This window comes from Mesorhizobium sp. M0030, assembly GCF_040323695.1.
Taxonomy (GTDB): Bacteria; Pseudomonadota; Alphaproteobacteria; order Rhizobiales; family Rhizobiaceae; genus Mesorhizobium.
In genome coordinates this window covers 15,449-27,518 of the sequence record NZ_JAMYVE010000003.1, presented here as the reverse complement: position 1 = coordinate 27,518, position 12,070 = coordinate 15,449, and the positions used below count along the sequence as shown (strand labels likewise).

Sequence of the window (12,070 nt, the reverse complement as noted above, 5' to 3'; positions counted from 1 at the left end):
GATGGCAGCCGCCCTCACCCATCTCGGCGCCAAGGGCGAGGCCAACATGGTCGATGTCGGCGAGAAGGCGGAGACGACGCGCACGGCGGTCGCCGAGGGCTTTGTCTCGATGCGGGCCGAAACCCTGAAGATGATCCTCGACGGCGACGCCAAGAAGGGCGATGTGCTGGGTACCGCGCGCATTGCCGGCATCATGGCTGCCAAGAAAACGCATGAGCTGATCCCACTCTGCCATCCGCTGCTTTTGACCAAGGTGTCGGTCGACATCGAACCGGACACCACGCTGCCCGGCCTCAGGGTCACCGCGCTCGCCCGCGTCACCGGCAAGACCGGGGTCGAGATGGAGGCGCTGACCGCGGCATCTGTCGCGTGCCTGACCATTTACGACATGGCCAAGGCGGTCGACCGCGCCATGGTGATTTCCGGTATAAAGCTGGTGGAAAAGACCGGCGGCAAGTCCGGCGACTACAAGGCGGGTTCGTAAATGGCGCTGGTTCCGGTCGCCGAGGCGCTTCAACGCCTACTCGACGGCGCTGTGGCGTTGCCCGGTGAAAGCGTCGCGCTGGCGGATTCGGCCGGCCGGGTGCTGGCGGAGCCGGTCGTGGCGCTGCGTACCCAGCCGCCTTTCAATGCATCTGCCATGGACGGCTATGCCGCACGGGCGCGGGATGTGGCGACCCTCCCGGCGAGGCTTTCGGTGATCGGCAAGGCGCCTGCAGGGCGAGGCTTTGACGGCGCTGTAGGTAAGGCGGAAGCTGTGCGCATCTTCACCGGCGCGCCGCTGCCGGAAGGCGCAGACACCATCGTCATCCAGGAGAATGTCCGCGATCTCGGCGGTGGCCGGATCGAGGTCACCGAACCGACGGCGAAGAACCGTAACATCCGCCGCCTTGGACTGGATTTTGCCCAAGGCGACGTGCTGCTGGAGAAAGGCCGCGTGCTCGATCCGGCTGCATTGTCGCTGGCGGCGTCGGCCAATCATCCCCGGTTGAACGTGGTGCAACGGCCGCTGGTCGCCATCATCGCCACCGGCGACGAATTGCTGCCACCGGGTAGCGAACCTGGCCCCGACCAGATCATCTCGTCCAACGCCTATGGCGTCGCTGCTGTGGCGCAGTCGGTCGGCGCTCGCGCGCTCGATCTCGGTATAGCGGCCGATCGCAAGGAAGCGATCGCGGCGCTGGTGAAAAAGGCGGTCGATGCGAAAGCCGACGTCATCGTCACGCTCGGCGGCGCCTCGGTCGGCGACCATGATCTCGTCCATGACGTGCTGACCGGCGAAGGCATGAACCTCGACTTCTGGAAGCTCGCCATGCGCCCGGGCAAGCCGCTGATGTTCGGGCGGCTGGGCGATATCAGGTGCATCGGCCTGCCCGGCAATCCGGTGGCGAGCCTGGTCTGCTCGCAATTGTTCCTGAAGCCGTTATTGGCGCAGCTCGGCGGCCGTCCCCACCGGCAGGACATCCGCCAGGCTCAGCTTGGCGCCGCGATGCCGGCCAATGATCTAAGGCAAGACTATGTGCGCGCCGTGGTCCGGGAAGAAGCCGGCGCATTGGTGGCGACGCCGTTCGGCATCCAGGATTCCTCGATGCTGAGAATGCTGGCCGACGCCACCGGCCTGATCGTGCGCGAGCCCTTCGCTCCGGCGGCAGAAGCAGGCGCTGCTTGCAGCGTTCTGATGTTGCGCTGAAGGTCGCGGATCCAAGCCGTTAATTCCAAGAGATAAGACTGGTTGTTACTCCGCCAGCAATGTCCGCGTCAGCGGATGTGTCGGATCGGCAAGCCCGTCGACGATGCTGAAATGATGCCGGTCCGGCTCGACCACTGTGCTGGTCGTGGCGCCGAGGCCGATCCAGATGTTGGCAAGCAGCGCATTCTGGCGCAGGAACTCCGCCCGCTCGCCGCCGCCGGCCCAGCAGGTGATGCGCGCGCCCTGCATGGGGCGCAGCAGAACCGGGCTTTCGGCCAGTGCTTCCGCTTCATCGATGGCCAGTGTCGCGTTCATCCCCGTCCGCATGATCGGCCGCAGATCATGAACCCCGGAGATCGAGACGACATTGCGTATGCGGCCGGCCACATCGGCGGCCAGAGGCGTCGTTGTCGTCACCATCCTGGAGGCGAGATGGCCGCCGGCGGAATGCCCGGTCAGGATCACCGGCCCGCCGACCATCGTCGCCGCCTTGCCGATCGCCGCCGCGATTTCCCTGACGATGCCGGAAATGCGTATGTCGGGACAAAGCGTGTAAGTCGGCATTGCCACGGCAAAGCCATTGGCAACCGCGCCGTTGGCCAGATGCGACCATGGCTTGTTGTCGAACGCCTTCCAGTAACCGCCATGGATGAAGACGACGAGCCCTTTGGGCATGACATCGGGAAGGAACAGATCGAGCCTGTTGCGCGGGCTGTCGCTATAGGCGATGTCGAGCTTGGCCCGACCGGACGCCGACATTGTGTCGCGAAAAGCCTGTGCCGGTGTGTCCCACGCGGCCGGCCAGCGATTGCTGCCGGCAATGTTGTCGCCGTTGGCGTAGGCATTGTCCCAATCGGCAACACGATGTTGGAGCATCTGCATCCCTCCCGGATGGCTTCAGTTCAGTCGACAGGAATGGCCGCCGAACAGGGCGGCGTCAATCCTGCGACCTAAAAACATTTTAGGCTTGAAACAAATTTCGACTGGTGCGATCCTGCGCCTTGTTCAGCCATGGGCGCGAGGCAGACAGGGGCAGCCGAAAATGCTTGGGCCATCAGCGCATATCGACACATTCACGCGCGACAACCTGCCGCCGCCGGAGCAATGGCCGGAGTTTTTGCTCGACGGCTTCGACTATCCCGACCACATAAATGCCGGCGTCGAATTGACCGACAGGCTGGTCGAAAAAGGGTTCGGCGACCACACCGCGCTGATCGGCAATGGCCGCCGCCGCACCTACAAGGAACTGTCCGACTGGACCAACAGGCTCGCCCATGCCCTGGTCGAGAATTATGGCGTCAAGCCGGGCAACCGGGTGCTGATCCGCTCGGCCAACAATCCGGCCATGGTCGCCTGCTGGCTGGCCGCCACCAAGGTTGGCGCGGTGGTCGTCAACACCATGCCGATGCTGCGCGCCGGCGAACTCGCCAAGATCGTCGACAAGGCGGAAATCACGGTTGCGCTTTGCGATACAAGGCTGATGGACGAGATGATCGCCTGCGCCAAGGGCAGTGCGTATCTCAAGCAGGTCATTGGCTTCGACGGCACGGCCAACCATGACGCGGAACTCGACCGCGCCGCCCTCGACAAGCCGGTCACCTTCACTGCCGTCAACACCGGCCGCGACGATGTCGCCCTGCTCGGCTTCACCTCCGGCACCACCGGCGTGCCGAAGGCGACGATGCATTTCCACCGCGACCTGCTGATCGTCGCCGACGCCTATGCCCGCGAAATCCTGGAGGTGACGCCCGACGACATCTTCGTCGGCTCCCCGCCCCTTGCCTTTACCTTCGGTCTTGGCGGGCTCGCCATCTTCCCGCTGCGCTTCGGCGCCGCGGCGACGCTGCTGGAACAGGCGACGCCACCCAACATGATCCACATCATCGAGACCTACAAAGCGACCATTTCCTTCACCGCTCCAACCGCCTATCGGGCCATGCTCAAGGCCATGGATCAAGGCGCTGACTTGTCCTCGCTGCGCGTCGCGGTTTCGGCGGGCGAGACGCTGCCGGCGCCTGTCTTCGAGGAATGGACTGAGAAGACCGGCAAGCCGATCCTCGATGGGATCGGCGCCACCGAGATGCTGCATATCTTCATCTCCAACCGCTTCGACGACATGAAGCCGGCCTCCACCGGCAAACCCGTCGGCGGCTATCAGGCACGCATCGTCGATGACGAGATGCGGGAGTTGCCGCGCGGCTCTACTGGCCGGCTGGCGGTGCGCGGCCCGACCGGCTGCCGCTACATGGCCGATGCCAGGCAAAAGGACTATGTCCGCGACGGCTGGAATCTCACCGGCGATACGTTCACGCAGGACGAGGATGGCTTCTTCCACTTCGCCGCGCGTTCCGACGACATGATCGTCAGCGCCGGCTACAACATCGCCGGCCCCGAGGTCGAAGCGGCGCTGCTCTCGCATCCCGACGTCGCCGAATGCGCGGTGACCGGCGCCGAGGACGGCGAACGCGGCCAGATCGTCGAGGCGCATATCGTGCTTGTGCAAGGCGTTTCGCCGGACGCATTGACCGTCAAACGCCTGCAGGACCACGTCAAGGCAACGATCGCGCCCTACAAATATCCGCGTTCGGTGAAGTTCATCGACGCCTTGCCCAAAACCCAGACCGGCAAGATCCAGCGCTTCCGGTTGCGCGCGGAGAAGATCAATTGATTAAGCCGCACGATCCGGCGTCCGATGGCGCGCAGATGTCGTTCAAGGAGCGGATGTCCTACAGCGACTATCTGCAGCTGGACAAGGTGCTCGATGCGCAGGCGCCGCTGTCTTCTGCCCATGACGAGATGCTGTTCATCATCCAGCATCAGACATCCGAATTGTGGATGAAACTGGCCCTCCACGAGATCGGCGCCGCGATCCGCTCGATCCGCGCCGACCGCCTCGAACCGAGCTTCAAGATGCTGTCGCGTGTCGCGCGCATCTTCGAGCAGCTCAACAATGCCTGGGACGTGCTGCGCACGATGACGCCAAGCGAATACACCGAGTTTCGCGACGCGCTCGGCCAATCCTCGGGCTTCCAGTCGTGGCAGTACCGCGCTATCGAGTTCATGGCCGGCAACCGCAACCTTGCCATGCTCGGGCCGCACAAGCACCGGCCCGACCTTACGGACAGGCTGGAAGCCATCCTGGCCACGCCGTCGCTCTATGACGAGGCGCTTCTGCTTTTGGCGCGCAATGGCTTCGACATCGGCGCCGACGCCAGTCGCACGGACTGGCGCGAGACGCGCGCCGAGAACGAAGAAGTGCTGGCTGCCTGGCAAACCGTCTACCGCGACCCGCAGCGCTACTGGATGCTCTACGAACTGGCCGAGAAGCTGGTCGACTTCGAGGATTATTTCCGCCGCTGGCGCTTCAACCACGTCACCACGGTCGAGCGCATCATCGGCTTGAAGCGCGGCACGGGCGGCACCTCAGGCGCCTCCTATCTGAAGAAGATGCTGGAGGTCGTGCTGTTTCCGGAGCTCTGGACGGTCCGCACCCGGCTCTAGAGCATTTCACCGTTTAACGGAAACGGCGAAATGCTCTAGCTCTTTGGTTGACGCAATTTCGGACGGAAAACCGCTTCACACTTTTCCTGAAATTGCTCTAGTTTCTCACGTAACCGCGGTCTTCACCGCGAAGCGGGCGTCCTGCCAGGCGCCGGTGCGCAGAATATCCTCCAGGACTTCGACCGCCTGCCAGACATCGCCATATCCGACATAGAGCGGCGTGAAGCCGAAACGGATGGTCGACGGCGCCCGGAAATCGCCGATCACGCCGCGCTCGATCAGCGCGCGCATCACCTGATAGCCATGCGGATGGAGGAACGACACCTGGCTGCCGCGCTGGCTGCCGTCGCGAGGACTTTCCAGTTCAAGCCCGTAGGCGCCGCATCTGGCTTCGACGAGCTGGATAAACAGGTCGGTCAGCGCGATGCTTTTTCTGCGCACCGCCGCCATATCGATGTCGTTCCAGATATCGAGCGCGCCCTTGAGCGCCCGCATCGACAGCACCGGCTGCGTTCCGCACAGGAAGCGGCGAATGCCGCTGCCGACGGCAAAGCCCTGCTCGAAGGCAAAGGGCCGCGCATGGCCCCACCAGCCGCTGAGCGGCTGGTGGGCATCGTCATGGTGGCGCTCGGCCGCGTAGATGAAGGCTGGCGAGCCCGGGCCGCCATTGAGGTATTTGTAGGTGCAGCCGACGGCGAAATCGGCATTGGCACGGTCGAGTTCGACCGGCAAGGCGCCGGCGGTGTGGCAGAGATCCCAGATGATCAGCGCGCCGGCGTCATGTGCCTTGCGCGTCAGCGCCGCCATGTCGCGCAACTGGCCGGATTTGTAGTTGACGTGGTTGACCAGGATGACGGCAACGCTGTCGTCGATCAGGTCCTCGATTGCGGCCGCGTCGACGCCCTCCAGCCGCAGCCGCGTTCCCGGCCGGGTCGAGGCGACGCCTTCGGCCATGTAGAGGTCGGTCGGGAAACTGTCGCCCTCGGCAACGATGACCGACCGATTCGGCCGCATGCCGAGCGCGGCGTGCAGCAACTTGTAGATGTTGATCGAGGTTGTGTCGCAGACCACCGTCTGCCCGTCAGCCGCGCCGATCAGTCGTCCGAGCTGATCTCCCAGTTCCACCGGCATGTTGAACCAGCCAGCGGTGTTCCAGGCGCGAATGAGGTCGTGCGCCCATTCCTGCGTGGCGGCCTGCTGCAATTCGCTGAAGACGGCTGGTGACGCGGCACCCAGCGAATTGCCGTCGAGATAAATTACGCCTTGCGGCAAGACAAAGCGTTCGCGCATGGAGCGCAGCGGATCGGCGGCATCCATTGCTTCGATTGTAGCGAGATCGGGTGTCGTGCTCATGATCCGGCGCCCCTCCATGGACAAACGCGCGCGGCGGAGCCTGCCGCCCAAACATGCCGGCGATCTTGAGTGGTCGCCCTTGAACTGTCAAACATTATATATAATTCACCCATTGAAAGGCTTTGATATATAATGATCCGCCGAGCGTTTATGACTGATGGATCACGATGCTGGATGACGAGCAGACCTCGAAGACGGAAGTGGCCTATCGCCTGCTCAGGCGCGATATTCTTGCGACCCGGCTGGCGCCTGCCGCGCCGTTGAAGCTGAGCACGTTGCGCAACACCTACGGCATCGGCTGGACGCCGTTGCGCGAAGCGCTGTCGCGGCTGGAGGCGGAACGGCTTGTGACCGCCATCAGCAACCGCGGGTTTGCGGTCGCTCCCGTCTCTCGGGCGGAGCTCGAGGATCTGGCGCGTGCGCGGCTGGTGGTCGAACTGCCCCTGCTGGTGGAATCGATCGAGAAAGGCGACCGTGAGTGGGAAGACGCGGTCGTTGCCGCCCACTATCGTCTCTCACGGTGCGGGTCTGTTCTCGACGATCCATCGGATGATGCGGTCGACGCGTGGTACGAAAAACACGATGCCTTCCATGCGGCGCTGCTCAGTGCCGCGACATCCAGCTGGCTGCTGCGCTTCAATGCAACGATTTCCGACCAATTGCATCGCCATCACCGCTTTCTGGGTCTGGCCCCCACGCTGCGCGCCGCCGCCGGCCGCACGGATGGGCACCGGAAGGCCGTGGCGGCCCTGCGCGACGCCGTGGCGATCGAACACCATACCGCCCTGATGGAAGCGGCCCTCGATCGCGACGTCGAACGTGCGAAAACTCTGATGACCGCTCACATCGGCTCCACGCTGCAGGTCTATGCCCAGAGCGAACCCGGCGCGGATGCTGCGCAGCCCAGTCCGAAAGGGAAGCGGCGATCGTAACCGACGACGCAGGGCACTTTGTCTTCGTTTCACCCCGTTGCTGGCAACTGGGCGCAGGCGGCGCTCGCAGCGCCGAACGTTACGCTGAACAAAACGTCAACACATTCATTAAACTTTAAAAGGTTGCGGAACACAACTGGAACAGATAGTGTTTGTTCTGGGTTTGTTTTTTCCGATTCTGGTTTCAGAACCCTTGGGGGCCGCGATGCTGACGCGCAAACAACATGAGCTTCTGATGTTCATCCATGAACGCCTGAAGGAGAGCGGAATCCCGCCGTCCTTCGACGAGATGAAGGAAGCGCTCGACCTCGCCTCCAAGTCCGGCATCCACCGACTGATCACAGCGCTTGAGGAGCGCGGTTTCATTCGCCGGCTGCCGAACCGGGCGCGCGCGCTGGAAGTGCTGCGGCTACCCGACTCGATCGCACCAGGCCTCAATGCGGCGAGGAAGTTTTCGCCGAGCGTCATTCAGGGCAGTCTTGGTCAAACCGGCCAAGGGCAAGGCGGCCAGGGACAAGGCGCGATGGGCCAAGGCGGTCTCGGCCGCCAGATCAAGCCGGGCTCGCCGTCGCGTTCGATGTCGGCCGGCAATGACGATGCCGTTTCCGCGATTTCAATCCCGGTTATGGGACGCATCGCCGCCGGCGTGCCGATCGACGCCATCCAGCATCAGACCCATTCGATCTCGGTGCCGCCCGACATGATCATGGGCGGCGAACACTACGCGCTCGAGGTTAAGGGCGATTCGATGATCGAGGCCGGCATTTTCGATGGCGACACGGTCATCATCCGCAATGCCGACACAGCCAGCCCCGGCGAGATCGTGGTGGCGTTGGTCGACGATGAGGAAGCGACCCTGAAACGCTTCCGCCGCAAGGGCGCCTCGATCGCCCTGGAAGCCGCCAACCCGGCCTACGAGACCCGCATTTTTGGACCGGACAGGGTGAAGGTGCAGGGCAAGCTTGTCGGATTGATCCGGCGCTACTGAGCCGGCTTGGGTTTGTACTTTTCACGCTGGTTGTAAGGCGGCAGGCCGCGCGCTTCGCGGGAGAAGCGGCGTTGCTCGTGCCAGGGGCGATACGGCTTGTCGACGGCGAAGCGGATGGTTGGCGCTGCCGCTGCCGATTGCGGATCGAAGAAGACGGCGGCGCTGCCGTCGCGGGCCAGCTGTTTCTTAGTCACGACCAGCACCAGCGGGTCGCGGCACGGATTGTAGGCGGTGGCGTCATCGATGACGATCAGGCTCGCGAAGGCACAGGCCGGCCGCGCCGTCTTGCGGTCTTTCGCAAGCGCTACAATGGCTCCGGAAGGGTGCCGGGCGATACAGAGATCGCCGGTGCAATAGAAGGGCGAGCCGGGCGGCAGATCGAGCGGATCGAGATCGAACCGCGTATCTGTTGCCTCGAAAATCTCAGGTGGGATAATGGTTTCGGCCCGCAGCGCCCGTTTCCAATTGTCCGTGGTGAATTCGTTGGAGCGTTCGCGGTTGAGGGCGAGTTCGCCGCCACCGATCGGCATGGCCACCAGATGCGCATCCTCGGATATGAGCACGTCGGGCGTAAGCACCTGCGGCACCGTCAACAGGCCGGCCAGCGCGAAAGGCACGGCCGCCAACCTGAGCCAGGTGGTGGCCATGGTGGCGATGACGAGGGCGACCGCCACCAACAGCACCGAGCGGATGGAGATCAGCCCGACGGCGTCGACCGGCGAGCGCTCGGAAATCCAGGCCGATATAGCGATCATCGCCATCAGACCCTTGCCCATCACATAGAGGAACGGCCCGTCGGCGCCGAACGGCATCGCCAGTGCGCTGAGCACGGCAAAGGGCATGACGATCAACGAAACAATCGGCATCACGGCCAGATTGGCGATCAGGCTGAGCGGCGACACACGCTGAAAATGCCAGATGGCGAACAGCAAGGTTGCACTGCCGGCGATGATCGAGGTCATGGCGAGGCCGCCCATGGCCAGCGCGAACTTTCGCGACAGGAAGCCGACGAAGGAGCGCTTTGCCGGCGGCGTTCTCACCTTGTCGGCGCGGTAATCGGCCCAGCCGGCATAGGCGCCGACAAGGGCGGCGGTGGCGGCAAACGACATCTGGAAGCTGGGACCGACCACCTCGTGCGGCGACACCAGGATGACGGCGATGGCGGAGATCGCCAGATTGCGCATGGTGAGTGCGGCGCGATCAAACAGCACGGCGACAAGCATGACCGCCAGCATGATGAAGCTGCGCTCGGCGGCAACCACGACGCCTGAAATAACGAGATAGGCGGCGATCGAGACAAGCGCTGCCGCGGCCGCATATTTCTTCACCGGCCGGCGCGAAGAGAAATCGGGAAACAGCGCAAAGGCGCCACGCAGCAACGCCATGATGGTGCCGGCAACCAGCGCCATGTGCAGGCCGGAGATGGAGATGATGTGGTAGATGCCGGTGCGCCGCATCGCTTCGTTGACCTCGTTCGGGATGCCAGCGCGCACCCCGACAATCAACGCCGCGGCAATCTCGCCTTCGGCGCCGCCGATCTTGCCCCTGATATGGTCGGCAATGTTTTCGCGCGCGTTCTCGATTGCCGAGGAGAGCCGCGCGGTCAGCGGCGGCGGTCCCTGCGTAGCAATGGTTTTCGGATTGCCGAGAAAGAAGCCGCTGCCGCCGATACCGGTGAAATAGCTGTCGAAGGAGAAATCGTAGCTCTCCGGCCGCACCGGACCGGTCGGCGGCAACAGCCTGGCATAGCCGGCGATCAGACAGCCGGCGGTCATATCGGCGGGAACGGTCCGCGCCGAGAGCCTGACCCGCTCCGGGGCGTAGCGCAACTCGGGGTAAGCGGTCGAAACCACGTCGAGCGTCAGCCTGATGCGGCCGCTTTCCATCTGTTCGAGACTGACGACGCGGCCGGTCAGCCGTGTCTGGATGTCGGAGCCGAGCATCTGCGTTCCGGCGCGCCAGGTCTCGACTTTGGCGGCGACGACGCCGAGCGCGCACAGCATCGCGGCCATGCAGAACAGATGCGTCCTCGGCCGCGATCGCGTGGCGACAGCGCAACATGTCGCCAGCACCACAATGGCGATTGGCTGCGCAAAGCCGGGCTCGCCGGCCAGCGAGAAATAAATGATGACGCCGGCCGCCAGGAAAACCGGCACCAGCAGGAAGGCGACGCCCCGGTCGAGCTCCGTGTTGGCGGCCACGGCAAGGCTGCGGCGGAGCGCGGGCCATGACGGACGGCGAAGCCGTCTGCGCAGACGGGCGATAGATCCGGGCGCTGTGACTTGCGCCGGCAACGGGTGACCGGGCAGCGCAGGCGCGACGCCGGGATGAGGCTCAGGCAGCGCGAGGGGCAGCGGCTCGGCATAGGGACTATCGGCAAACAGCGAGCGTTCGCTGACGCTTGCCTCGGCGCCTTCGCCTTCCTTCGTGCCCCGGCCACGTCCAGCCATCGGGTCTGCCCCTTGCGCCCCAGACCTCCTATGCTACATGAACGCGCAAAGCGCGAAAGTCCGTGCGGTCGTGCGTTAGAATCAAACCCACCGCGCTTTCACTCCTCTCGAAAGTCCTGCAGCAAGGCGCGCCGTAAGTCCTCCTCAAGCATGAACACACCGACAACCCGGCGCTCAGTTGTCACGTTCCTGTGAACGAAACACTGAGAATGTAGTCCGCGTCGTGAAGGAAGCCGCGAAAATTGGAGGCGGCGAGGACCGCCCTTCTAGCAGCAGAGACGCCCGGGATATGTGCCCTTAGCTCGCCAATTGTGCTTTTAAGCGCTTTCAACGGGCCAGGAAGTATGTAGACTTTGGCATCCGGGTAGACCATGAGCATCTTGCGGAGATCAGACGTCGATCCGCGCACGCTATCGACCATACCGCCGAGAGTGTGGACATCTCCAGAGGCGAGGCCCCTGATTTGCTGAGTGTCGCCGTTGGACGCTCGCACCACCATAGGGTTTTGGAATTTCTGGAGCAAAAGTTCGACTAAGCTTTGCAGCATTGCATCGAGATGACGATCCGCTGCGTCACTCGCAAAGATGCCAGTTTGAACTTCAATGAAGTGCGCCTGATTTTTGGCCTCCAGAGCTTGCTCCTTAGCGACCTCTCTGCTTTGGACAAATTCCTGCCGGGTAAGTTGTAGCTCCTCACGCTGTAGGGCGAGTTCTCCCGATTGCACCATGGTGGCCACGGCCAGCCATAGAAACGCAGGAGGGGCGAAAACGCCGGTCAGCACAGCCGCGAAATCATTCAGGCTAAGTGGCGTCTTGAACTCAACATAGCCTCCCGACGCCAGCGCCCAAGCGACAAGCAGAACGTAGATTCCCGTCACGATCCAACCGCCGGCCACCCAGCGCGAGCCTTTTGCCTTCCTTGGCGTTTCTGACACTTCACTCATCTCACCCCCAATGACCAATTCCCTTGCTGTGGTCTCTGCCAAATGCCGTTGCACGGAGCTACAGGCTTTAGCTGAATTCACGGTGCCTTCGTGCCCCCGGCCACGTCCAGCCATCGGGTCTTCCCTTGCGCCCCAGACCTCCTATGCTACATGAACGCGCAAAGCGCGAAAGTCCGTGCGGTCGCGTCCACCGCGCCGGAATTGACCCGCCAA

At 63.4% G+C, this 12,070-nt stretch carries 10 protein-coding genes; 6 read left to right on the top strand and 4 right to left on the bottom strand.

The features are described from left to right. The first annotated feature begins 1 nt into the window (after position 1). Positions 2-484 (top strand): cyclic pyranopterin monophosphate synthase MoaC, encoded by a 483-nt coding sequence (gene moaC / locus NKJ80_RS07570; RefSeq protein WP_023684710.1) that lies wholly within the window; start codon positions 2-4, stop codon positions 482-484. Then, on the top strand, positions 485-1,690 hold the full coding sequence (locus tag NKJ80_RS07565) for a molybdopterin molybdotransferase MoeA (RefSeq protein ID WP_023693454.1): 1,206 nt from the start codon (positions 485-487) through the stop codon (positions 1,688-1,690). 45 nt (positions 1,691-1,735) lie between these two features. Here the strand turns inward: NKJ80_RS07565 and NKJ80_RS07560 are convergent, their stop codons facing one another. Then, entirely contained in the window at positions 1,736-2,566 is an 831-nt protein-coding gene (locus NKJ80_RS07560) for a hormone-sensitive lipase (protein ID WP_023815758.1), read from the bottom strand. 166 nt (positions 2,567-2,732) lie between these two features. Here NKJ80_RS07560 and NKJ80_RS07555 point away from each other — a divergent pair, with 166 nt between their 5' ends. Further along, on the top strand, positions 2,733-4,358 hold the full coding sequence (locus tag NKJ80_RS07555) for an AMP-binding protein (protein WP_352497357.1): 1,626 nt from the start codon (positions 2,733-2,735) through the stop codon (positions 4,356-4,358). Next, positions 4,355-5,191: a tryptophan 2,3-dioxygenase gene (gene kynA, locus NKJ80_RS07550; protein ID WP_352497356.1), complete on the top strand. Its 837-nt coding sequence runs from the start codon at positions 4,355-4,357 to the stop codon at positions 5,189-5,191. The genes NKJ80_RS07555 and kynA overlap by 4 nt, the downstream gene beginning before the upstream one ends. Before the next feature lie 105 nt (positions 5,192-5,296). Here the strand turns inward: kynA and kynU are convergent, their stop codons facing one another. Continuing rightward, positions 5,297-6,544 carry a kynureninase gene (gene kynU, locus NKJ80_RS07545; RefSeq protein WP_023834107.1) on the bottom strand — a complete coding sequence of 416 codons (1,248 nt, stop codon included), beginning with the start codon at positions 6,542-6,544 and terminating at the stop codon, positions 5,297-5,299. 167 nt (positions 6,545-6,711) lie between these two features. Here kynU and NKJ80_RS07540 point away from each other — a divergent pair, with 167 nt between their 5' ends. Both NKJ80_RS07540 and lexA read left to right on the top strand, forming a co-directional pair. After that, positions 6,712-7,476, top strand: coding sequence for a GntR family transcriptional regulator (locus NKJ80_RS07540; RefSeq protein ID WP_352497355.1), 765 nt, complete (start codon positions 6,712-6,714; stop codon positions 7,474-7,476). A 205-nt stretch (positions 7,477-7,681) separates the two neighbouring features. Next, complete coding sequence (gene lexA / locus NKJ80_RS07535; protein WP_023724387.1) at positions 7,682-8,464, top strand: transcriptional repressor LexA; 783 nt, start codon at positions 7,682-7,684, stop codon at positions 8,462-8,464. Here lexA and NKJ80_RS07530 read toward each other — a convergent pair. Together NKJ80_RS07530 and NKJ80_RS07525 are read right to left on the bottom strand one after the other, a co-directional pair. After that, the gene (locus tag NKJ80_RS07530; protein ID WP_352497354.1) at positions 8,458-10,914 is read right to left on the bottom strand and encodes a ComEC/Rec2 family competence protein; all 2,457 of its coding nucleotides are present in this window, start codon (positions 10,912-10,914) and stop codon (positions 8,458-8,460) included. The two genes, lexA and NKJ80_RS07530, sit on opposite strands and share 7 nt — an antisense overlap. A gap of 181 nt (positions 10,915-11,095) precedes the next feature. After that, positions 11,096-11,971, bottom strand: coding sequence for a hypothetical protein (locus tag NKJ80_RS07525; protein ID WP_352497353.1), 876 nt, complete (start codon positions 11,969-11,971; stop codon positions 11,096-11,098). Positions 11,972-12,070 lie beyond the last annotated feature (99 nt).

Excerpts from the sequence above, each read along its gene's own strand:
- moaC (WP_023684710.1), top strand. The coding sequence starts at position 2 with ATGGCAGCCGCCCTCACCCATCTCGGCGCCAAGGGCGAGGCCAACATG.
- NKJ80_RS07565 (WP_023693454.1), top strand. The coding sequence starts at position 485 with ATGGCGCTGGTTCCGGTCGCCGAGGCGCTTCAACGCCTACTCGACGGC.
- NKJ80_RS07560 (WP_023815758.1), bottom strand. The coding sequence starts at position 2,566 with ATGCTCCAACATCGTGTTGCCGATTGGGACAATGCCTACGCCAACGGC.
- NKJ80_RS07555 (WP_352497357.1), top strand. The coding sequence starts at position 2,733 with ATGCTTGGGCCATCAGCGCATATCGACACATTCACGCGCGACAACCTG.
- kynU (WP_023834107.1), bottom strand. The coding sequence starts at position 6,544 with ATGAGCACGACACCCGATCTCGCTACAATCGAAGCAATGGATGCCGCC.
- NKJ80_RS07540 (WP_352497355.1), top strand. The coding sequence starts at position 6,712 with ATGCTGGATGACGAGCAGACCTCGAAGACGGAAGTGGCCTATCGCCTG.
- lexA (WP_023724387.1), top strand. The coding sequence starts at position 7,682 with ATGCTGACGCGCAAACAACATGAGCTTCTGATGTTCATCCATGAACGC.
- NKJ80_RS07530 (WP_352497354.1), bottom strand. The coding sequence starts at position 10,914 with ATGGCTGGACGTGGCCGGGGCACGAAGGAAGGCGAAGGCGCCGAGGCA.
- NKJ80_RS07525 (WP_352497353.1), bottom strand. The coding sequence starts at position 11,971 with ATGGCTGGACGTGGCCGGGGGCACGAAGGCACCGTGAATTCAGCTAAA.